Genomic DNA, 20691 nt, shown 5'->3' with positions numbered 1-20691 from the left:
GGGGCGGGGCCGCGAGGTCCCGCCCCTTTTTCATGCGCGCTATTTGATCTTCAGCCTCTCGAGCAAGGGGCTGAGCTCGCCCTTGATCTCGTAGGCCCCGACGTCCTTGACCATCTGGGGTGTGGCCCACTCCGGCCAGGGTTCGATGATCTCGATGTCGCGGAAGGCGGTGGTGAGCGCGCCCGGAGACTTGGCCTTGATGAAGGCCCACTCGACGCCGAGCTCGCCCTTGTGACGGATCAGGAAGGTGGCCATCAGTCGGCCTTGCCGTCGCCGAGCACGACCGCGCCGATCCAGCTCACCACGCCGACGATGATCGAGGCGAGGATTCCGGAGATCAGGCCCGAGACCATGAAGCCCGGCAGCAGCAGGGCCACCAGCCCGATCATGGCGGCGTTCACCACCAGCAGGAACAGCCCCAGCGTCAGGATGGTGAGCGGCAGGGTCAGCAGGAAGACCACAGGCCGGACGATGGCGTTGACCAGCCCCAGCAGCAGGGCGGCCAGCAGCAGATCCAGCCAGCCGGCATAGGAGACCCCGGGCAGCAGCACCGCGGCCAGCCAGAGGCCGAGCGCCGCGATCAATATGCGAAGGAGGAAGCGGGACATCTCGAAACTCCGGCCTTAAGGACGTGGCGACTCTTTAGCCCCGCCATCCAGGATCGCGCCATGCCCTACGTCAATATCCGCATCACGCCTGGGGCCACCCAGGCCCAGAAGGAAGAGCTGATCGCCGGAACCACCGAACTGCTGGCCAAGGTGCTGAACAAGAATCCCGCCAGCACCTTCGTGGTGATCGACGAGGTCGAGCGGGAACACTGGGGCGTCGGCGGCCAGAGCCTGGCGGCGCGGGACAAGGCCTGACGTTTCACCGAGGTTACAGGGACGGCTTAGTTTGGTCGCAGGCGCTTGGCCTTTAGGTCTCTACGCCTGAAGGGACCTCCATGCGACACCTGCCGCTCCTGCTGATCGCCCTGATCGCCACGCCGGCCTTCGCCCAGCCCCCCGAGGGGGGCCGGCTGTTCATCAGTCCGTCGGGCGAACCGTTCCGGGGTGGCGAGGGGCGCGAGGCCTGGTTCGCCCGCGCCGACGCCGATCATGACGGCGCCCTGACGCTGGCGGAATTCCGCGCCGACGCCATGGGCTTCTTCAAGGTGCTGGACGCCAATGGCGACGGCAAGATCGACGGCTTCGAGAACCAGGCCTACGAGACCAGGATCGCGCCCGAGATCACCCGCATGAGCTTCCCCGGCGAGGGGGGCGGCGAGCGCCACGGCCCGCCCATGGGCGGCGATAACGACGCCAGCCACATCCCGCGCGGCGGCGGCGGGCCCGACAGCGGCCGACGGCCGAGCGGCGGCCCCCAGCATGGCGCGCCCCGCGAGGGCGCGGCCCGCTACGGCCTGCTCAACGAACCCCAGCCGGTGCGCGGCGCCGACGCCGATCTGGACTGGAAGGTCACAGCCGAGGAATGGGCCAAGGCGGCCGGCAAGCGGTTCGCGATCCTCGACGCCGACGGCGACGGCAAGTTGACCCTGGCCACTCTGCCCGCCCCGCCCATGGGCCCGCGCCCACCCCGCTGAGGCGTGGATTTGTCCCACGGCGCCAAAAACGAAGATTTCACGATTGCTGGCCTAGGTTGACCGCGGGGAATTCCACACGTGCGCCGAGGGGGGGCCGGCTGGAACCATGACGCTGCGCGGCCTGCTCAACGAACAGCTCGACATCGTCGCCGCGGAATCGCGGGCGACCCTGTGGATACGCCTGTTCATCACCTTCATCAGCGCGGTGCTGTTCGGCTTCAATTTCGGACCCACGCCCGCGGTCGTCTGGCTTGCGGCCGTCTTCGCCGGCGAGGCCTGGACCTGGTGGGTGACCCGCGACGCGGCGGCGGGCCGCCGCCCTTCCACCGCCACCCGCCTGCTCTATGTCGGCGCCGTCATCGCCGTCAGCCTGACGTGGTCGGCCGCCGCCTGGATGTACTGGCGGACGGGGTCGCAGGCCCTGCAGCTGGTCTGCATCGCCATCTCCGCCAGCCAGATGATCCACGGCCAGTGCTTCGCGTTCCGCTCGAAGCTGGCCCTGGGAATCCTGGCCGGCATTCCGGCGGCGCTCCTGGTGAGCCTGATCCTGTTCGACGGCGGCTTCCACGGCATACCGCTGCTGACCCTGGGGGTGAGCGTAGGACTGGCCGTGCTCTACGTCTTCAATAGCGCCATCGTGAACATGCGCAACGCCGAGGCCCTGGAGGGCGCGCAAGCGGTGGCCGTCGAAGCCAACCAGGCCAAGTCGGCCTTCCTGGCGATGATGAGCCACGAGCTGCGCACGCCGATGAACGGGGTGCTGGGCATGGCCCATGCCCTGAAACAGACCAAACTCGACGACCGCCAGGCCGCCCAGGTGGAGATGCTGGTCCGCTCCGGCGACGGCCTGATGGCCATCCTCAACGACATCCTCGACGTCTCCAAGATCGAGGCCGGCAAGCTGGAGCTGGAGGCGATCGCCTTCGACCTGGGCGAGGTCGTCGAGCGGGTCATGGACCTGTGGCGGGAGACCGCCAGCGCCAAGGGCGTGGCGCTCAGCTTCGAAATGGCGCCCGGCGCGCCCGACTGGCTGGAGGGCGACCCCAACCGCCTGCGCCAGATCATGCTGAACCTGGTGTCCAATGCGCTGAAGTTCACCGCCAGCGGCGAGGTCCGGCTGTCGGTGCGGCCGCTGATGAGTGATCTCAAGGACCGCGCGCGCTTCGAGATCGCCGTCTTCGACACCGGCATCGGCATGACGCCCGAGCAGCAGGCCAAGCTCTTCCAGTCCTTCAGCCAGGCCGACGCCGCCACCACGCGCAAGTTCGGCGGCACGGGGCTGGGCCTGGCCATCTGCCGCCAGCTCACCGACCTGATGGGCGGCGAGATCTCCGCGGAGAGCGAGCCCGGCCGTGGTTCGATCTTCCGCGTCATCCTGGACTTGGCCCGCGCCGATGCCGTCGACCTGGACGAGCCGGAAGCCGAGAGCGAGGGCCTGATGCACCTCAGCATCCTGGTGGCCGAGGACAACCCCATCAACCAGGCGGTGGTCCGCGCCGTGCTGGAGGCCGTCGGCGCGCGTCTCGAGACGGCGAACGACGGCGCCGAGGCCTTGGACATGCTGCGCGAGAAGAGCTTCGACCTGGTGCTGATGGACGTTCACATGCCGCGCATGGATGGCGTCGAGGCCCTGCGCCGTATCCGCGCCGGAGAGACCGGAAACCGCCGCCAGCCGGTGATCGCGCTGACCGCCGACGCCATGCCCGGCGAGGACGAGAAGCTGATGGCCCTGGGCTTCGACGACGTACAGGGCAAGCCGATCCAGCCCCTGGCCCTGATCACCGCCATCCTCGACGCCTGCGCGCCGCGCGACGACGCGGCGAAGACAGAAGCGGCCTAAAATCAGATCGTCATGGCCGGGCTTGTCCCGGGGATGACGATGATGGGTGTTATTCCGCCGCCACTGCGTCCAGCACGGGCACGGTTTCCGAAAGCCGGCCGCCGATGCGGATCGGCTCGACCCGGCGGGCCAGGCCCGTGGCGTCGTCGGTCTCCACATAGACTCCGCAGACCGTGGCCGGACCTTCGGCCGGCTTGTAGCGGCCGCCGGAGATGCGGGTGGTGAAGCGGCGCAGGGGCTCTTCCTTCTGGTTGCCGATGACGCTGTCATAGTCGGCGCAGGCGCCGGCGTCGGTCTGGTAGGCGGTGCCGCCGTTCAGGATCTGGCAATCGGCGGTCGGCACGTGGGTGTGGGTGCCCACCACCAGGCTGGCGCGGCCGTCGCAGAAATGGCCCATGGCCATCTTCTCGCTGGTGGCCTCGGCGTGCATGTCGACGACGATGGCGTCCACGGCCATCCCCAGGGGGCAGGCCTCCAATTCCTTGTCCACAGAGGCGAAGGGGTCATCCAGGCTGTCCATGTGGACGCGCCCCAGGACATTGATCACCAGGATGCGCTGACCCTTGCCGGTCTCGAACATCTGCGAGCCGCGGCCAGGGGTGTCGGCGAACAGCGGATAGTTCACCGGTCGGATCAGGCGCGGCTCGCGGACGATATAGGTGAGAGCCTCCTTCTGGTCGAAGGAGTGGTTGCCCAGCGTCAGGCAGTCGGCGCCGGCGTCGAACAGCTCGCGGGCCGTGTTCTCGGTGATCCCGAAGCCGGAGGCGGCGTTCTCGGCGTTGATGATCACGAAATCCAGGCCAAGCCGGCGGCGCAGGGCGGGCAGGTGGTCGGAAATCCCGTCGCGCCCGGCGCGGCCCACCACATCCCCGAAGAAAGCAAAACGCATGGAAAGTCCTTAGCTGGTCTGGACCTCCATATAGCCGGTTTCGGTGAGGATGGCGTCCAGCCTCTGGTCGTGGGGGTCAAGGTCCATGGGTTCGACCTCCTGGCCGGCATAGGCCAGGCCCAGGACGAAGACCCGCCGGCCGCTGCGAAGGGTTTCCAGCGTCCGGTCATAATAGCCTCCGCCCTGGCCCAGGCGTCCGCCCTTTCGGTCGAAGGCCAGCAGGGGCGTGATCACCAGGTCCGGGTGCAGGCCAGGCGCGGAGGGCGGCGGGGCCGGAACGCCCACCGCGTCCGGAACCAGGAGGTCCCGGGGGTCCCAGGCGCGGAACACCAGGGCCTGCCCGGGGGCCAGCGCCACGGGCAGGGCCAGCATGGCCCCGGTGGCGGACAGACGGCGGATCAGCGGACTGGGGTCGAGCTCCGAGCCGACGGCGTGGTAGCCGCTGAAGGCGGCGAAGGCCGGTAGACGTTCGAGCGGCAACAGGGCCGCCGCGCGCTCGGCGGCGTCGGGCGCGGCGATGGCCAGCGCCTTTCTCAGGGTGCGCAGGCGCGCGCGCAGGTCGGTCTTGGAGATCATCGGGGTCACCCTGCCGCTATACAGGGAAACGGGTGGCGGCGCCGCGAGAGCCGTGAAGGACGGTTAAAACCCCCTCGGACCTGGTATACCAGGTGGGCGCCATATGCCCGGGCCCACGAGCCCGGACAGGGACAGCTCCCGTAGAGAGAATTAAGGTCTCTGGGATTTGTTGCCTTCGACGAGATCCGCAGCAGACCCGCCGGAGACCAAGATAGGCCTCCGGAGGTCAGTTCTCAAGGCGTGCTGTCATTTGCTGAGCCGCAGGTTGTCGATGGAGCCGGCGATGGCGTCGAAAGCGGCCTGCAGATCCGAGACGTTCTGCACGTCGTAGAACTTGTCCGGCGTCGACGCGCAGTCCTGCAACAGTGTCGACGTGCCACTCGTGACCTCGACCCGCACCGTGTAGATGACGATGTCCCGGTTCTTCACCGCCGTGCAGAGCAGCTTCAAGCGGTCGTCGATGGCGCTGGCCCGAACCGCGCCGTCGGTCGAGGTGGTGCCCAGCATGTTCTGCCAGATGTAGCCTAGGCCGCCGTAGAACGAGGCGTTCGACTCGCCGCTCCTGGACGGGTTGTTCATGGTGTTCTCGCCGTCGGTCATCAGAATGATGATCTTGCGGACGTGGGCGGTGCCGTAGGGCGAACCCAGGGTGAACGGGCCGGCCGGGGCCAGGGCGTGCCAGCCCCAGACCAGGCCGAGCGGAATGTTGGTCTCGCCCACCGCCGTCATGCTGGTGATGCCGGTCTTGATGGTGGCGCTGCTGGTGGTGAGCGGGATGACGGGCGCGAGCGTGCAGCCCGCATTGGGGCCGAGCGCATAGACGCCGTAGCCCGAGCTATCGAGGGTCAGGGCTCCGGTGCGCTTCATCGAGCCGCCGGTGTACTTGGCCGTCCGGCGTTCCTTCTGTCTGTCGGTCAGGCCCGAGCCGCCGTCGTCCATATAGTTGTTGTAATGGTTGGCGTCGGGCTCGTCGGGCCAGAAGTAGGGGATGAACATCGAGGCCGGGGTCGTCGAGACCGCGGCGTCTTCCTTGATGTCGTAAGGCTGGGCGCGAGCCTCCACGCAGCCGCTCCAGGACTGGCCGATGGCCTTCATCATGGCGAAGCGGTCGGTCTTGGTGGTGGTGTTGCCCACCGCCGTCTCGAAGATGTCGTTGTTGACGCCCGTACCGTAGTGCGACGAGCCCATCGGGTCGATCCAGGCGGGGATGCCCGTGCCCGTGTGGGTGGTGATGTTGTAGCTGGTCAGCGCCGTGGTGTTCTGCACCCGCACAGTGGTGGAGAAGGGCACCAGGGCGATCTTGAGCGGGTCGACCTGGGTCGAGCGGCTCGAAGCTTCAACCAGCTTGTCGACCATGGCCGACGCGGCGTCCTTGAGGGTGGTGAGCTTGGTGCCCTGCATCGAGCCGGTGTTGTCGAGAACCAGCGCGATCTCCAGCTTGTCCAGCGAGCGCACGACCTCGGAATTGGCCTTCACATTGGCGTGGGTCCAGACGCCGGGCGCCAGCGCCGGGGGTGAGACCTCGGCGTAGCCCACCACCTTGTCGCCCACGAGGGTGAAGTTCGACGCCACCAGGGTCGCACCGGTCGGCAGCACCAGGTTGGCGGTCAGGGCCGCGTCGCCCACGGTGTCCACCGCCGCGGTGGTCGTGCCGGTCGAGCGGGCCGCGAACAGGGTCGCGGCGTCCAGCGCGTCCTGCAGGTTGTTGCGCTGGGTCGAGGCCAGGTAGATGTCGAACAGGCCCAGCATCAAGGGGGCCAGCAGGATCAAGGAGACGGCAAAGAACACCGCCGCGGCGCCGTTCTCGTCCTTGGCGCCTGACACAAGGCGGCGCAGCAGGCGCACGCGCCAGCCCATCCGCCGAGCACCATCTTTGTTGAGTTTCGCGCGCACGCCACGCCCCCGATCGCAGGAAGATCGGGGCAATGTCGCAGATCAGCGTAAACGAAAGAGGCGCCGTGCAGGGTAAACGGCGCCGTAAGGACTCCCACGGCGCCGGCCCATCAGATCACCACCCGCAGTGCTCGCCCTTGTTCTGCTGGATCAGCCAGACATTCAGGGGCTTGAAGTACTCGGTGATGGCGCTGCCGTCGGTGCGGGTCTCGCCCGAATAGACCTTCAGCGTGTCCTGCCAGGGCTGGGAATTGCCCAGCGCCAGCATCGCGTTCAGCTTCTCGCCGACGTCCTTGCGGCCATAGAGCGAGCAACGGTGCAGCGGCCCCTTCCAGCCCATCTGCTTGCAGGCCGCGCGCTGGAACTGGAACTCGTAATTGAAGGCCAGGAAGTAGCGCATGTACGGGACGCTGGCGGCGATGTGGTACTTGGCGGCGGGATCGAAGGCGTCGGCCGGGCGCGGGCCAGGCGGGGCCAGGCCCTGGTACTGGTTGCGCAGCTTCCACCAGGCTTCGTTGTAGTGAGCCTGATCAACCTGGCCTGAGAACACCTGCCAGCGCCACTTGTCGATCATCAGGCCGAAGGGCAGGAAGGCGATCTTGTCGAGCGCCATCTTCAGCAGATAGGGGATGTCCTCCTCCGGGCCCGGGACCTTGTCCAGCAGGCCGATCTGATTGAGGTAGGTGGGGGTGAGCGCCGACATGCCGGCCAGGTCGCCGACCGCCTCGTGGAAGCCGTCATTGGCCGAGCCCTTGAACAGGAAGGGCTGATCCGAATAGGCCCGCTGGTAGTAGTTGTGACCCAGCTCGTGGTGGACGGTGTAGAAGTCCTCGGCGTTCACCTTCAGGCAGGCCTTGATGCGGATGTCGTCGCGGTCGTTCACGTCCCAGGCCGAGGCGTGGCAGGTGACCTCCCGATCCCGGGGCCGCTCCAGCATCGAACGTTCCCAGAAGGTCTTGGGCAGGGGCGCGAACCCGAGCGACGAATAGAAGGCCTCGCCGGTCTGGGTCATCTTCACCGGGGTGTAGCCGTGCTTCACCAGCAGGTCGTCGAGGCTGTAGCTGGAGGCCGCCGTCTTCGGCGCCACCACGTCATAGATATTGCCCCAGGACTGGGCCCACATGTTGCCGGTCAGGTCGGCGCGGATCGGACCGGTGCGGGGCTGGACGGTGTCGCCATACTTGTCGTTGAGCCGGGCGCGCACATAGCAGTGGAGGTTGCGGTAGAAGGGCTCCACCTGGGTCCACAGCCGATCAATCTCGGCGGCGAAGGCGTCGGGGTCCATGTCGTAGTTGGAGCGCCAAAGCGCGCCGGTGTCGGCGAAGCCCAGGCCCTTGGCGCCCTCGTTGGTGAGCGCCGCGGCCTTGGCGTAGTCGGCCTTCATGGGCGGGGCGATGGAGTGCCAGCCCTCCCAGACCGCCTTCAGCTCGGCCGGATCACGGCTCCTGGCCAGGATGTCCTCGGCGTCGTTCAGGGTGAGCGACTTGCCCTGGTAAGGGAACTTGCCGGTGGAATAGGTGGAGTCCAGCTTCGACTGCAGGGCGGCCAGTTCCGCCGCCGCGCCCGGCCGGTCGGGGGCTGGAGAGGTCAGGTACAGCTTCAGCAGCTTCAGCTTGCGCGCCGTCACCGGATCGACGGCGACCCCGTCATACTTCGCGGCCTGCTTGGCGTAGCCGGTGGCCAGCACGTTCTGTTCGGCGCTGGACTTGGCCTCCAGCCACTGGGTGTCCTCGGTGATGTAGGTGGCCCGCACCCAGGAGGCCTTGGAGGCATATTCGTTGAAGCCGGCCAGATCGGCCTCGGCCTTGTCGACAAAGGCCTTGGCCTGGGCGGGGGTGGGTTTCACGTCTTGGGCGGCGGCTGGACCAAAGGCCAGCAGGGCGACCGCGGTGGCCGCCAGCAGTTGGGATCGCATGCGAGGGGTGTCCTTGCGCGGAGGGGGTCGCGACGCATCTGCGCCGCCATGACCGCGATGGGACCTCCCGCGGGGTTAACCGTCAAGCGCTAGGCGCGTATCTCCAGGAGACGCGGCGGATGGTGGCTTCGACGGCGGCCTGGGCGTCGGACTGGCTGAGGTCGAGGCCGGTGGCGACGGTCTCGCCGTCCTCGTCATAGACAGACCACGACCAACCACGCTCGGCATGGGCCAGCGAGTAGGCGAACGGTTGGTCTGTCATGGGCGGCCTCGCTTTGTTGCGTTGCAGCAGGAATGCCTGATCACGACTCCAACGCGCCTTGCTGTCAAGCGGTTGCGCGCGCGACGCAGCGCAGCGTGGATGTAGATTTTTTGTGAAAGGCGGTGCGCCGGCCTCCAGCTCGGGCGTTGCGCGAAAAATCGTCCACGGGAAGACCCCTGGTCACCAGATGACGCCTGCGACGGCGGCGATCGGGGCCCGCTCTCACCCCCGAAGGCGGACCTCAATAAATCCACGCCGAAGGCCCCCGCAACTGGTTGCAACAATTGACCTTGGCGCGCCTTTGCCCTCCCCTCTGCGCGAGACACACTGTCATCTGGGGAGGGCACGATGGCTCCGAGCGACGAGACGCCGACCGAGGGCGCACCTGAGCCCATGCCCCGGCCCGAGCCGGCGCCGCAACGCCCCGCCTCGACTTTCCGCGACCGCCTGAAGGGCTGGACCGACCGCGCGCGGGCCAGCCGCGTGCCAGGCCTGCTGGCCGCAGGCCTGCTGGTGGCCGCCTTCGGCGGCGGCTTCATCGCCGCCAAGGGCATGGATGGCCTGTCCCTGTTCGGCGCCGGCAAGGCCGGTCCCGCCGCCAAGCTGGAGCCGGGCGCCCAGGGCTGGTCCCTGTTCGGCAAGCCCCGGGGCGCCGCCGCGCCGCGCAGGGGCATCCCCAAGCCGGAAGGCTTCGCCGTCTGGCGCTCGCGCATCGACACCTCCAAGCCCGAACCCATGGCCTGCGTCGAGCTGACCCGGCCGCTCGACCCCGCCAAGTCCTATGCCGACTTCGTGCTGGTGGCGCCCGACCTGGGAAGCAGCCCCGCCGTCTCGGTGAAGGGCTCCGAGCTTTGCGTCGCGGGCGTCGGCTTCACCGATCGCCGCGTGACCCTGCTCAAGGGCCTGCCCGCCCGTGGCGGTGAGGTGCTGGCCGCCAACGCCGACGTCGACTTCACCTTCGGCGAAAAGCCCCCTTACGTCGGCTTCGCCGGCGAGGGCGTGATCCTGCCCCGCGAGGACGCCGACGGCATCGGCATCGAGACCGTCAATGTCAGCCGCCTCTATGTCGAGGTCTGGCGCGTGGTGGACCGCAACCTGGTCCGCAAGTCGATCAGCGCGCCCGATCCCACGCCGGAGGGCCAGTATTCCGACGACTACGGCTCCGACAGCCCCGACGACGAGGGCCGCGTAGTCTGGAAGGGCGAGGTGGCGGTCAACGTCCAGAACGCCGGCGACCGCACCACCACCGTCTTCCCCCTGGGCGCCGTGCTCAAGGACATGAAGCCGGGCGGCTATGTCATCAAGGCGCGCGACGCCTCGGGCGGCCGGGCCATCAAGGGCGACGACGGCGAGAACCTCGATCCCAATCCGCCGGCCCAGGCCCGCCGCTGGGTGATGTTCACCGACATGGCGCTGTCGGCCTATGACGGCTCGGAATCCCTCGATGTCGTGGTCCGCTCCCTGAAGACCGCCAAGGTGCTGCCGGGCGTGAAGGTCACCCTGGTCGCCCGCAACGGCGAGGACCTGGCCGCGGCCAGCGCCGACGCCTCGGGCCGGGTCCACTTCGACCACGCCCTGCTGGAGGGCGAAGGCCCGGCCGACGCCAAGATGGTGATGGCCTATGGCCAGGCCGGCGACCTGGCCGTGCTGGACCTCGACCGCGCCCCCGTCGACCTGTCCAAGCAAGGGATCGGCGGCCGCACCTCCGAAGAGAGCCAGGGCGGGACGGCCGGCCGCGCCACCGCCACCGCTGTCGACGCCTATGTCTATGGCGACCGCGGCATCTATCGCCCCGGCGAGACGGTCCACCTCAACGCCCTGCTCCGCGACCGCGAGGTCAAGGCCGTGAAGGACCGCAAGGGTGCCATCGTCGTGCGCCGTCCGTCCGGCGTGGAGTTCAAGCGCTACGCCTTCGACCGCGCCCCGACGGGCTCGGTCGGCGCCGACGTGGTGCTGCCCAAGAGCGCGCCGCGCGGTCGCTGGACCGCCAAGATCGAGATCGATGGCCTGGAAAAACCGGCCGGTGAACTCAGCTTCTCGGTCGAGGACTTCGCCCCGCAACGGCTGGCCGTCACCACCGTCGGCCAGGAATCGGTACCGCTGAAGACTGCCGAGATCCGCAATGTCGAGGTCAACGCCCGCTTCCTCTATGGCGCGGCGGGCGCCGGCCTGCAGGTGCAGGGCGAGGCCCGCCTGAAGGTCGACGCCGATCCCTTCCCGCAGTTCGAGGGCTATGCCTGGGGCGACCAGGTCACCCCCTTCGAGGAGAAGTATCTCGACCTCGGCCAGACCGTCACCGACGGCGAGGGCCGCGCGACCCTGAAACTGTCGGCCGCAGAGGCCGGCGATACCGCCCAGCCCCTGGCCGTGGTGATGACCGCCAGCGTCTTCGAACCCGGCGGCCGTCCGGTGCGCGAGGGCCTGAACCTCAAGGTCCGCACCAAGCCCCTCTATCTGGGGGTCAAGGTCGACCAGGGCGACACCGGCGGCAATGGTGATCCCACCATAGCCCTCAACATCATCGCCGCCGACGCGGCCGGCAAGCGCACAAGCGCGAACGGCGTGGCCTACAGCCTGATCGCCGAGAACTGGGACTATGACTGGTTCCAGCAGGACGGCCGCTGGCAGTGGCGCCGGACCAGCCGCGACGTCGTGGTGCAGAAGGGGGCGCTGAACGTCGGCGCCGGGGCTCCGGCCCGCATCGCACGCCGTCTCGGCTGGGGCGACTATCGGCTGGAACTCACCGGGCCGGGGGGCGTGAAAAGCGTCATCCGCTTCGCTTCGGGCTGGGGCGCGCCCGCCAAGGACGTGGAGGCCCCCGACTTCGTGCGCGTCAGCGCCGGGGCCAAGGCCTACGCCCAGGGCGACACCGTCGAGATCACCCTCAAGCCCCCCTATGCGGGGGAGGCCCAGATCGCGGTGGCCACCGACCGGCTGATCGACTTCAAGACCGTCACCGTCGGCAAGGAGGGCGCCACCGTGCGCCTCAAGACCAACGGCGCCTGGGGCGGCGGGGCCTATGTGCTGGTGAGCGTGGTGCAGCCCCGCGATCCGGTGGCCGCGCCCAAGCCGCGCCGGGCCCTGGGCCTGGTCTATGTCCCCCTCGACCCCAAGGACCGCAAGCTCACCGTGGAGCTCAACACCCCGGTCAAGGTGGACTCCAAGACCCTGCTCAGCGTGCCGATCTCCATCAAGGGCGCCGGGTTCGGCGGCCGGGCCCACGTGACGCTCGCGGCCGTGGACGAAGGCATCCTGCGGCTGACCAAGTTCGACAGCCCCGACCCCGTGAAGTGGTACTTCGGCAAGAAGGCGCTGACCCTCGACTACCGCGACGACTACGGTCGCATGCTCGATCCCAACCTGGGCGCCCCGGCCAACGTCAACTTCGGCGGCGACGAGATCGGCGGCGAGGGCCTGACCGTCACCCCCATCAAGACCGTCGCCCTGTGGTCGGGCGTGGTGGAGACGGGCCTCGACGGCAAGGCGGTGATCAAGTTCCCGGCGCCCGACTTCAACGGCGAACTGCGGCTGATGGCCGTGGCCTGGACCGACACCGCCGTGGGCTCGGCCTCCAAGCCACTGACCGTGCGCGAGCCGGTGGTGACCGAACTGTCCCTGCCGCGCTTCCTGGCGCCTGGGGACAAGGCCTTCGCCACGCTGGAACTGCATAACCTGGAGGGCAAGGTCGGCGAATATGTCGCCCAGCTCACCTCGTCGGGCGGCATCCTGGCGCCGTTCAAGAAGGCCTATCAATTGGCCCACAACCAGAGGGTCGCCGAGCGGATACCCTTCGACGCCCCCACCCGCGCCGGCATCGGCAAGGTCGGGTTCACCGTCACCGGGCCGGGCTTCACGACGGCGCGGGACTATCCGATCCAGACCCGCCTGGGCTGGAGCCCGATCACGCGGACCACCATCGAGCTGCAACGGCCGGGGACCAGCTACACCCCCACGGCCAACCTGCTGTCGGGTCTGGCGGCGGGCGATGCAACCCTGCAGGTGAGCTACTCGCCCTTCCGGGGCTTCGACCCCGGGCCGATCGCGGTGGCCCTGTCGCGCTACCCCTACGGCTGCACCGAGCAGACCATCTCGGCGGCCTATCCCCTGCTCTACGCCCAAGAGGTCACCGCCGATCCGAAGGTGAAGCGCTCCTCGGCGGCGCTCGCCGGCGCCGTGGGACGCCTCCTGGACCGCCAGACCCTCGACGGGGCCTTTGGCCTCTGGCGGGTGGGCGACGGCGAGGCCGACGCCTGGCTGGGCGCCTACGCCACCGACTTCCTGATCGAGGCCCAGCGTGCCGGCGTGCCCGTGCCGCAGCAGGCCGTCGACCGCGCGCTGTCGGCCATGCGTCAGGTCTCGCGGCCCGACGGCTGGGTGTCGATCTCCTACCGCACGGAATATCCCGAGTGGTGGGCGGGCTCGCCCGAGGCCTCCAAGAAGGCCACCGAGACCATGCGGAGCCGCGCCTCGGCCTACGCCCTCTACGTCCTGGCCAAGGGTGGACGCGGTGACCTCGGCCGCCTGCGCTGGTGGCACGACGTGCAGATGAAGAGCGAGAAGTCGCCGCTGGCCAAGGCCCAGGTGGGCGCGGGGCTCGCCCTGATGGGCGACCACGCCCGGGCCCGCTCGGCCCTGCGCCAGGCCATCGCCGGTCTCGGCTATCGCGAGGACAGCGACTGGTATCAGAGCCCGCTGCGGGATCTGGCCGGGGTCATCGCGCTGGCCTACGAGGCGGGCGAGAGCGGCATGGCGCGAGGGCTGCAAGGCCGGCTCGAGAACGCCGTGAAGGACCCCGACAGCCTCAACACCCAGGAACAGGCGCGCCTGCTGCAGGCCGCCCACTTCATGCTGAAGGCGGCGGGGCCGATCAAGGTGACCGCCACCGGCGCCATCCCGCTGAGTTCGGCGGGCGGGGCGCCCCGCTGGGCGGTGGGCAAGCTGGCGGGCGCCAGCTTCGTCAACGGCGGCAATGCGCTGTGGCGGACGGTGACGGTGACGGGCACGCCCATCGCCGCGCCTCCGGCCAGCGAGAGCGGCCTGTCGCTGTCCAAGCGGCTGGTGGGCTTCACCGGCGGCGCGGTCGATCCCCGAGCCCTGCGCCAGGGCGACCGGGTGATCGTGCTGGTGAGCGGACGGTCCAGCCAGGCCCGCTCCATGGCGCTGGTCATCGACGATCCGCTGCCGGCCGGCTTCGAGATCGAGACCGTGCTGGGACCCGACGACGCCCAGAGCGGGCCGTTCAAGTTCCTCGGAACGCTCTCGACCGCCGATGTGCAGGAAAGCCGCGACGACCGCTATGTCGCGGCCATGGATCTGGCGGGGAAGGGCACTTTCGCCTTCGCCTATGTCGCCCGCGCGGTGACCGCCGGCGACTTCCTGCTGCCGGGCGCCCAGGCCAAGGATATGTACCGTCCCGCGCTGAACGCCCGCACGGCGGCGGACCGGACGACGATTTCGCCGGGGCCGTAGTGGTTTCGATCAGTAGCGTAAGCCCTCTCCCCTTGCGGGGCCGAGGGCGGCGGTTCGCCAAATCGTTGGCGAACCGCATAGTCGGGCTTAGGTGGCCCGGCTCGCCCTCGGCGGTGGCCGTCCGGAGGACGGTCCGGTGAGGGGTCGCGCCGCCCTCGACGCGCTGTTGGCGAGGGTTCGACGGAAAGGTCTGAGCGACCCCTCATCCGACCCTGCTTCGCAGGGCCACCTTCTCCCGCAAGGGGAGAAGGGGAAGATTCGCCGCCTCACCCTGGCGCTCATGGCCCTGCTCGCCGTGGAGACGGGGGTCGTCGCCCTGGACGCCCTGCTGCCGCCGGACCTTTCCCGCGCCAAGCGGTCCTCGCCAGTGGCCCTGGACCGGCGCGGCGCCTGGCTGCGGGCGCTGCCGGTGGAGGACGGGCGGTGGCGGATCCGGGCGGACCTCCAGCGCACGGACAAGACCTTTCAAAAACGGCTGGTGGCCGTGGAGGACGCCCGCTTCTGGCTGCACCCTGGCGTCGACCCCATCGCGGTGATCCGGGCGACGGGGTCGGCGGTCGCCCATGGCCGCGCCACCTCCGGCGCCTCGACCCTGACCATGCAGACGGTACGCCTGCTGGAGCCCCGGCCCCGGACGCTCGGCGCCAAGCTGATCGAGATGATCCGGGCCGTGCAGATCGAGGCCCGCTATTCCAAGCGTGAAATCCTGGCCCTCTACCTCACCCTGGCGCCCTACGGCGGTAATCTCGAAGGCGTGCGGGCCGCCAGCCTCTCCTATCTCGGCCATGAACCGGAGACCCTGACCGACAGCGAGCAGGCCCTGCTGATCGCCCTGCCGCAGTCGCCGGAGGCCCGCCGCCCCGACCGCCGCCCCGACGCGGCCCGCGCCGCCCGACGCGAGGTGCTGGACAAGATGGTCCGCGCCCGCCGCATGACCGAGGTGGAGGCCAGCGAGGCCGACGGCGAGCCCCTGCCCGGCCGCGCGCCCTTCCCCGCCATGGCCTGGCATGTGGCGGGACAGCTGGCGCGCGCCGCGCCCGCCTCCCAGGCCTCGGTGGTCTCCACGATCGACGCCGGCCTGCAGTCGCGGCTGGAGCCGCTCGCCGCCGCCGTGTCACGCGCCCAGGGGCCGGAGGACACCGCCGCCATCCTGGTGGTGGAGATCAAGAGCCGCGCCGTGCGCGCCGCCGTCGGCTCGGGCGGCCTGGACCGCCCCGGCGGCTGGATCGACATGACGCGGGCCATCCGCTCGCCGGGTTCGTCGCTGAAGCCTTTCATCTACGGCTTCGCCTTCGACGACGGCATCGCCGCGCCCGACACCGAGATCAACGACGCGCCGCGCCGCTTCGCCGACTACCAGCCGGAGAACTTCGACCGGGTGTTCCACGGCAAGGTGACCGCCCGCGAGGCCTTGTCCCACTCCCTGAACGTGCCGGCCGTCGAACTTCTGGAGAAGGTGGGCCCGTCCTCCTTCGAGGCCCGGCTGGCGGCGGTGGACGTGACCCTGGTGCGCCCGCGCCGCCAGCTCCGCACGCCGGGCCTGGCCATAGCCCTCGGCGGCGTCGGGATCAGCCTGCGCGACCTGGCGACCCTCTACGCGGCGCTGGGCGACGGCGGCGTGGCCAAGCCGCTCGCCTGGACCGAGGCCGAGGCCAGGAAACGCCCGCACCAGGGCGGCGACCGGCTGATGCGATCGGCGGCGGCCAGCCAGGTGCTGGACATCCTCCGCGAGACCCCGCCGCCGGCCGGCTCAAGCCCGGCGGTGCTGACCAAGGGCCGGCCGCTGATGGCCTTCAAGACCGGCACCTCCTACGGCTTCCGCGACGCGGTGGCGGCCGGCGTGGTGGGCAAGTACGTGATCCTGGTCTGGACCGGCCGGGCCGACGGCGGGGCGCGGGGCGGCCTGACCGGGCGCGACGCGGCGCTGCCCCTGCTCTTCGACGTCGCCGACCTGCTGGACGCGCCTGCCGCCGCCCCGCGCCCCATCGCCCCGAGGGCCGCGCCGACGGCGTTGCAGAGCCTGGACACCGTCTCCGAAGGTCCGCGCCTGATCTTCCCGCCGGACGGGTCGGCCGTACAGGTGGAGAGCTTCGGACCCAGGTCTCGCGGCCTGGTCCTGGCCGCCGGCGGCGAGGGCCTGTCCTGGTACATCGAGGGCGAGCCCCTGGACCGCGATCCCGTCTCCGGCCGCGTGGTCTGGCGCCCCAAGGGCCCGGGGTTCTACCGCCTGATGGTCATCGACGCCGAGGGGAGGAAGGTGACGGCAAGGGTGCGAGTCAGGGGGAACTAGCCCGCACAACTCCCACCCCGAGGATCGTCATGGCCGGGCTTGTCCCGGCCACCCATGATCTCGGTGCTCCAGCAAGTCGCCGCGACGCCCGCCACGCGCTCTACGGCGAGGCGGAGATCATGGGTCCCCGGGACAAGCCCGGGGATGACGAACATATTAGCTAACCGCGTCCGGCTGGTTCTCGGGGAGGGCGGCGATGAAGGCTGGGTGTTCCTTCGAGCGCTGACCGACGGCCTGGATGGCCGGCCAGGCGTCCAGCTCCACCTTGTAGCGGGCGGCGGAATAGATCTGCGGGATCAGGCAGCAGTCGGCGATGGTGGGCGTGTCGCCGAAGCAGAAGCCCTGACCATACTTGGCGATCATCGGTTCGAGCGTGTTGAAGCCGTCGACGATCCAGCGCTCGGTCCACTTGGCGCGGCGCGGGGCGGCGACGTCCATGGCCTCCAGAGCGCGCTGCACCCGCATGTTGTTCAGGGGATGGATGTCGCAGGCGATGATCCCGGCCATGGCGCGGACCCGGGCGCGGTCCATCGGGTCCTTGGGCATCAGGGCCGGCTCGGGATGGATCTCGTCGAGATATTCCAGGATCGCCAGGCTCTGGGTCAGGACGTCGGTCCCGTCGCCCAGGTCCAGGGTCGGCACCAGGCGCTGGATATTGACCGCCCGATAGGCCGGCTTGTGCTGGGCGCCGGCCACCAGATCGACCGGCTCATAGGCGTAGTCGAGGCCCTTCAGGGCCAGGCCGATGCGCACCCGGTAGGGGGCGGTGGCCCGCCATTGGGAATAGAGGGTCAGGCTCATCTCAGCCCACCGTGAAGCTGAGGGCGCCGACGCCCTCGACGTCGCCCTCGATCTTGTCGCCGGCCACGATGGCCGCGACGCCTTCAGGGGTGCCGGTGAAAATCAGGTCGCCGGGGGCCAGGGTCCAGAGCTTGGAGGCCTCGCTGATGATCTCGGCGACGTTCCAGATCATGTCGGCCACGACGCCCTCCTGTTTCACCGTCCCGTTCACCGAGATGGCGATACGGCCCTGGGGCGCGGGGCCGGTCCAGGGCTTGATGGCGGAGATCGGGGCCGAGGCGTCGAAGGCCTTGCCGGCTTCCCAGGGCTGGCCCTTGTCCTTGGCGGCGTTCTGCAGGTCCCGGCGGGTGAGGTCGACGCCGACGGCGTAGCCGTAGACCAGGTCGAGCGCGCTCTCGACGGGGACGTTCGAGCCGCCGCCCTTCAGCGCCACCACCAGCTCGATCTCGTGGTGCAGGTTGCCGGTGCGCGGCGGATAGGGGACGGCGTCGCCGGGGACGACTATGGCGTCGGCGGGCTTGGCGAAGAAGAAGGGGGGATCGCGGTCGTCGCCCCCCATCTCGCGGCGGTGGGCGGCGTAGTTGCGGCCCACGCAATAGATGCGGCGGACGGGGAAGAGGGCGCTCGAGCCCTCGACGGGAACGCAGGCCTGGGCGGCGGGAGCAAGGACGTATTCGGTCATGAGAGCCGCCTTACGCCCCCACCCGCAGGAAGGGAACCCCGCGCGGGCGGGCGATGGGAGCCCGGTCGGCGAGATTGACAGACGCGGGGTCAGGCGGGTCCAACGGGTCGGCCATCCAAGCCGACCTGCCCGGAGACCCCAAATGACCCAAACCGCCGCCGAAGGCCCGCTGAAGGACCTCGTGGTCATCGAGATGGGCACCCTGATCGCCGGGCCCTTCGCCGGCCAGATCCTGGGGGACTTCGGCGCCCGGGTGATCAAGATCGAGGATCCCAAGACCGGCGACCCGATGCGCCAATGGGGCCGCAGCCTGCCCCAGGGCCTGTCGCCCTGGTGGCCGGTGATCGGGCGCAACAAGCAGTCGGTCACCCTGGACCTGCGCACGCCGCAGGGCCGCGAGATCGCCGGGGGCCTGATCGCCAAGGCCGACATCCTGATCGAGAACTTCCGGCCCGGCACCATGGAGAAGTGGGGCATGGGCTATGAGGCGCTGTCGGCCATCAATCCCGGGCTGATCATGGCCCGCGTGTCGGGCTTCGGCCAGACCGGCCCCTATGCCAGCCGCGCCGGCTACGGCCTGATCGGCGAGGCCATGGGCGGCCTGCGCCACGTCACCGGCGAGCCCGACCGCCCCCCGGCCCGAGCCGGCATCTCCATTGGCGACAGCCTGACGGCCATGCATGCGGTGATGGGCATCACCATGGCCCTGCACCACCGCGCCAACACCGGCCGCGGCCAGATGCTGGACGTGGCCCTCTATGAGAGCGTGCTGGCGGTGATGGAGAACCTGGTCACCGAGTACGACCTCACCGGCTATGTCCGCGAACGCTCAGGCTCGATTCTGCCCGGCATCGCGCCGTCGAACGTCTATCCCTGCGCGGAAGGCGAGATGATCCTGATCGGCGGCAATGGCGACACGGTCTTCGCCCGCCTCGCCGAGACCATGGGACGTCCCGACCTGGCCAAGGACCCCAAGTTCATCGACCACGCGTCTCGCGGCGTGAACCAGGGCGAGCTGGACGACCTCATCGCCGACTGGACCCGAGGCTTCACCCTGCCCGACCTGCTGGCCCTGCTGGAGGCCGACGGCATCCCCTGCGGCCGGGTCTTCCGGGCCCCCGACATGCTGGAGAACGAGCAGTACAAGGCCCGCGACACCATCGTGGAGACCGACCACCCGGTGTTCGGCAAGATCAAGATGCAGGGCGCCTTCCCCAAGATGTCGGAGACCCCCGGCAAGGTTCGCTGGCCGGGGCCCACGCTCGGCCAGCACACCGACGAGGTGTTGACGGGATTGGGGGGTCTGGGCGCTGAGAAGGTGGCGGAGCTGCGGTCCAAGGGCATAGTCTAGGGCCTCAGCCGGAGACCAAGCCGATGTCCGACATTCCCGAGGACGCCTGGAAGCATACCGGGGTCCGCGTCGTCCTTGGCGATCAGCTCGACACCAACACCCCGCAGACTCCGGGGATGGACCGGGCCGCCGCGATCAACTTCGCCCGCGTCGGAGCCCAGAAACTCTGGGCAGGGACCGTTCACATCCATGCCGACGCCAAGACCGGCGCCCATCACCACGGGCCGCTGGAGAGCGTCATCTATGTGCTGAAGGGCCGGGCCCGGATGCGCTGGGGCGAGAAGCTGGAATTCACCGCAGAGGCCGGCCCCGGCGACTTCATCTATGTGCCGCCCTATGTGCCGCACCAGGAGATCAACGCCTCGGCCGACGAGACCCTGGAGTGCCTGCTGGTGCGCAGCGACAGCGACGCCGTGGTGGTGAACCTGGACATCGAGCCGGTGGAGACGCCGCAGGGCGTGGCCTGGATCGACCCGATCCATAAGGCCCCCGGCTGAGCCGGCGCCGACCTAGGCCGAGTAGCTCTCCACCAGTTTCACCAGGGCGTCCTCCAGCCCAGGGTCGGTGAGCACCGGCGAGCCCTCCAGCACCGCGGCGCGGATCACCCCGATGACCGCGCGGCTGATCACGAAGCGGTCCAGGCGGTCGCCGGGATGGCGTTCGATCAGCCGGTTGGTGGTCTTCTCCTCGGCGGGGATGAGCTCGGTGGCCAGGATCGCTTTGAGGCAGGCCCGCCGCGTCGCCGGGCGATCAGCCAGGATGGCGATCTGGACGCGGATCGCCAGGCGCGCCGAGGAAACCCCCTCCGGCCCCGCCGCGGCGATCAGGGCCTCACGCACCTTGGCGTTTTCGGCGAGCGCCATGGCCACCAGGATCGAGCGCTTGTCGGCGTGGTACTGATAGAGGGTGCCGATGCTGATCCCCGCCCGCTCGGCGATGGCGTTGGTGGTGAGCGCGCCCTCCCCCTGCCCCTCCAGAATCTGAGCCGTGGCCTCGAAGATCGCCGCCTGGGTCGCCACCGCGCGGGCCTGTCTCGGTTGCCGGCGTTGGGATTGCGCCATGGGCGTGAGGGTCTCCTGCGAAGGCGAGTAGCCGAACCTGAGCTTAGCTCGGATTGTCGGCGCCTCAACAGTGGAGGTGT

17 protein-coding genes and 1 other RNA gene are annotated in these 20691 nt (G+C 69.5%); 7 read left to right on the top strand and 11 right to left on the bottom strand.

Annotation, left to right across the window (positions count from 1 at the left end; genetic code table 11):
• Positions 1-39 precede the first annotated feature (39 nt).
• Positions 40-255, bottom strand: a complete 216-nt coding sequence (locus JKL49_RS02625) for a hypothetical protein (RefSeq protein WP_215338156.1) — start codon at positions 253-255, stop codon at positions 40-42.
• Positions 255-608: a phage holin family protein gene (locus JKL49_RS02620; RefSeq protein WP_215338155.1), complete on the bottom strand. Its 354-nt coding sequence runs from the start codon at positions 606-608 to the stop codon at positions 255-257. Before JKL49_RS02620 ends, JKL49_RS02625 begins: the two co-directional genes overlap by 1 nt.
• A 60-nt stretch (positions 609-668) precedes the next feature.
• Here JKL49_RS02620 and JKL49_RS02615 point away from each other — a divergent pair, with 60 nt between their 5' ends.
• From JKL49_RS02615 to JKL49_RS02605, 3 genes are all read left to right on the top strand, one after another.
• Positions 669-863, top strand: coding sequence for a tautomerase family protein (locus JKL49_RS02615; RefSeq protein ID WP_215338154.1), 195 nt, complete (start codon positions 669-671; stop codon positions 861-863).
• An 80-nt stretch (positions 864-943) separates the two neighbouring features.
• Positions 944-1582: an EF-hand domain-containing protein gene (locus tag JKL49_RS02610; protein ID WP_215338153.1), complete on the top strand. Its 639-nt coding sequence runs from the start codon at positions 944-946 to the stop codon at positions 1580-1582.
• A gap of 106 nt (positions 1583-1688) precedes the next feature.
• Positions 1689-3422 (top strand): ATP-binding protein, encoded by a 1734-nt coding sequence (locus JKL49_RS02605; RefSeq protein WP_215338152.1) that lies wholly within the window; start codon positions 1689-1691, stop codon positions 3420-3422.
• 49 nt (positions 3423-3471) lie between these two features.
• Here JKL49_RS02605 and JKL49_RS02600 read toward each other — a convergent pair whose 3' ends face one another.
• From JKL49_RS02600 to JKL49_RS02575, 6 genes are all read right to left on the bottom strand, one after another.
• Positions 3472-4311: a TIGR00282 family metallophosphoesterase gene (locus JKL49_RS02600; protein WP_215338151.1), complete on the bottom strand. Its 840-nt coding sequence runs from the start codon at positions 4309-4311 to the stop codon at positions 3472-3474.
• Positions 4312-4320: 9 nt separating this feature from the next.
• Positions 4321-4887: a 5-formyltetrahydrofolate cyclo-ligase gene (locus JKL49_RS02595; protein WP_215338150.1), complete on the bottom strand. Its 567-nt coding sequence runs from the start codon at positions 4885-4887 to the stop codon at positions 4321-4323.
• Between the two features lie 34 nt (positions 4888-4921).
• A non-coding RNA gene (gene ssrS / locus JKL49_RS02590) (6S RNA) lies at positions 4922-5084 on the bottom strand.
• Positions 5085-5133: 49 nt separating this feature from the next.
• Complete coding sequence (locus JKL49_RS02585; RefSeq protein ID WP_215338149.1) at positions 5134-6780, bottom strand: TadE/TadG family type IV pilus assembly protein; 1647 nt, start codon at positions 6778-6780, stop codon at positions 5134-5136.
• A 115-nt stretch (positions 6781-6895) separates the two neighbouring features.
• Complete coding sequence (locus tag JKL49_RS02580; protein ID WP_215338148.1) at positions 6896-8695, bottom strand: M2 family metallopeptidase; 1800 nt, start codon at positions 8693-8695, stop codon at positions 6896-6898.
• An 82-nt stretch (positions 8696-8777) separates the two neighbouring features.
• Positions 8778-8957 carry a hypothetical protein gene (locus tag JKL49_RS02575; RefSeq protein ID WP_215338147.1) on the bottom strand — a complete coding sequence of 60 codons (180 nt, stop codon included), beginning with the start codon at positions 8955-8957 and terminating at the stop codon, positions 8778-8780.
• A 348-nt stretch (positions 8958-9305) separates the two neighbouring features.
• On the opposite strand from JKL49_RS02575, the gene JKL49_RS02570 reads away from it, so the two are divergent.
• Positions 9306-14426, top strand: coding sequence for an alpha-2-macroglobulin family protein (locus JKL49_RS02570; protein ID WP_249778011.1), 5121 nt, complete (start codon positions 9306-9308; stop codon positions 14424-14426).
• A 280-nt stretch (positions 14427-14706) separates the two neighbouring features.
• On the top strand, positions 14707-16716 hold the full coding sequence (pbpC, locus tag JKL49_RS02565) for a penicillin-binding protein 1C (protein WP_215338146.1): 2010 nt from the start codon (positions 14707-14709) through the stop codon (positions 16714-16716).
• A gap of 156 nt (positions 16717-16872) precedes the next feature.
• Here pbpC and maiA read toward each other — a convergent pair whose 3' ends face one another.
• Both maiA and JKL49_RS02555 read right to left on the bottom strand, forming a co-directional pair.
• On the bottom strand, positions 16873-17517 hold the full coding sequence (gene maiA, locus JKL49_RS02560) for a maleylacetoacetate isomerase (RefSeq protein ID WP_215338145.1): 645 nt from the start codon (positions 17515-17517) through the stop codon (positions 16873-16875).
• A gap of 1 nt (position 17518) precedes the next feature.
• Entirely contained in the window at positions 17519-18199 is a 681-nt protein-coding gene (locus JKL49_RS02555) for a fumarylacetoacetate hydrolase family protein (protein WP_215338144.1), read from the bottom strand.
• Positions 18200-18341: 142 nt separating this feature from the next.
• On the opposite strand from JKL49_RS02555, the gene JKL49_RS02550 reads away from it, so the two are divergent.
• Together JKL49_RS02550 and JKL49_RS02545 are read left to right on the top strand one after the other, a co-directional pair.
• A complete protein-coding gene (locus JKL49_RS02550) occupies positions 18342-19550 on the top strand; it encodes a CaiB/BaiF CoA transferase family protein (protein WP_215338143.1) in 1209 nt (402 codons plus the stop codon).
• A gap of 23 nt (positions 19551-19573) precedes the next feature.
• Entirely contained in the window at positions 19574-20047 is a 474-nt protein-coding gene (locus JKL49_RS02545; RefSeq protein ID WP_215338141.1) for a cupin domain-containing protein, read from the top strand.
• Between the two features lie 12 nt (positions 20048-20059).
• Here the strand turns inward: JKL49_RS02545 and JKL49_RS02540 are convergent, their stop codons facing one another.
• Positions 20060-20611, bottom strand: a complete 552-nt coding sequence (locus tag JKL49_RS02540; protein ID WP_215338139.1) for a TetR/AcrR family transcriptional regulator — start codon at positions 20609-20611, stop codon at positions 20060-20062.
• Positions 20612-20691: the final 80 nt, after the last annotated feature.

This window comes from Phenylobacterium glaciei, assembly GCF_016772415.1.
GTDB lineage: Bacteria > Pseudomonadota > Alphaproteobacteria > Caulobacterales > Caulobacteraceae > Phenylobacterium > Phenylobacterium glaciei.
The sequence above is the reverse complement of the archived record's forward strand: the minus strand, read 5'-3'. Positions and strand labels throughout refer to the sequence as shown.

Excerpts from the sequence above, each read along its gene's own strand:
- JKL49_RS02625 (WP_215338156.1), bottom strand. The coding sequence starts at position 255 with ATGGCCACCTTCCTGATCCGTCACAAGGGCGAGCTCGGCGTCGAGTGG.
- JKL49_RS02620 (WP_215338155.1), bottom strand. The coding sequence starts at position 608 with ATGTCCCGCTTCCTCCTTCGCATATTGATCGCGGCGCTCGGCCTCTGG.
- JKL49_RS02615 (WP_215338154.1), top strand. The coding sequence starts at position 669 with ATGCCCTACGTCAATATCCGCATCACGCCTGGGGCCACCCAGGCCCAG.
- JKL49_RS02610 (WP_215338153.1), top strand. The coding sequence starts at position 944 with ATGCGACACCTGCCGCTCCTGCTGATCGCCCTGATCGCCACGCCGGCC.
- JKL49_RS02605 (WP_215338152.1), top strand. The coding sequence starts at position 1,689 with ATGACGCTGCGCGGCCTGCTCAACGAACAGCTCGACATCGTCGCCGCG.
- JKL49_RS02600 (WP_215338151.1), bottom strand. The coding sequence starts at position 4,311 with ATGCGTTTTGCTTTCTTCGGGGATGTGGTGGGCCGCGCCGGGCGCGAC.
- JKL49_RS02595 (WP_215338150.1), bottom strand. The coding sequence starts at position 4,887 with ATGATCTCCAAGACCGACCTGCGCGCGCGCCTGCGCACCCTGAGAAAG.
- JKL49_RS02580 (WP_215338148.1), bottom strand. The coding sequence starts at position 8,695 with ATGCGATCCCAACTGCTGGCGGCCACCGCGGTCGCCCTGCTGGCCTTT.
- JKL49_RS02575 (WP_215338147.1), bottom strand. The coding sequence starts at position 8,957 with ATGACAGACCAACCGTTCGCCTACTCGCTGGCCCATGCCGAGCGTGGT.
- JKL49_RS02570 (WP_249778011.1), top strand. The coding sequence starts at position 9,306 with ATGGCTCCGAGCGACGAGACGCCGACCGAGGGCGCACCTGAGCCCATG.
- pbpC (WP_215338146.1), top strand. The coding sequence starts at position 14,707 with ATGGCCCTGCTCGCCGTGGAGACGGGGGTCGTCGCCCTGGACGCCCTG.
- maiA (WP_215338145.1), bottom strand. The coding sequence starts at position 17,517 with ATGAGCCTGACCCTCTATTCCCAATGGCGGGCCACCGCCCCCTACCGG.
- JKL49_RS02555 (WP_215338144.1), bottom strand. The coding sequence starts at position 18,199 with ATGACCGAATACGTCCTTGCTCCCGCCGCCCAGGCCTGCGTTCCCGTC.
- JKL49_RS02550 (WP_215338143.1), top strand. The coding sequence starts at position 18,342 with ATGACCCAAACCGCCGCCGAAGGCCCGCTGAAGGACCTCGTGGTCATC.
- JKL49_RS02545 (WP_215338141.1), top strand. The coding sequence starts at position 19,574 with ATGTCCGACATTCCCGAGGACGCCTGGAAGCATACCGGGGTCCGCGTC.
- JKL49_RS02540 (WP_215338139.1), bottom strand. The coding sequence starts at position 20,611 with ATGGCGCAATCCCAACGCCGGCAACCGAGACAGGCCCGCGCGGTGGCG.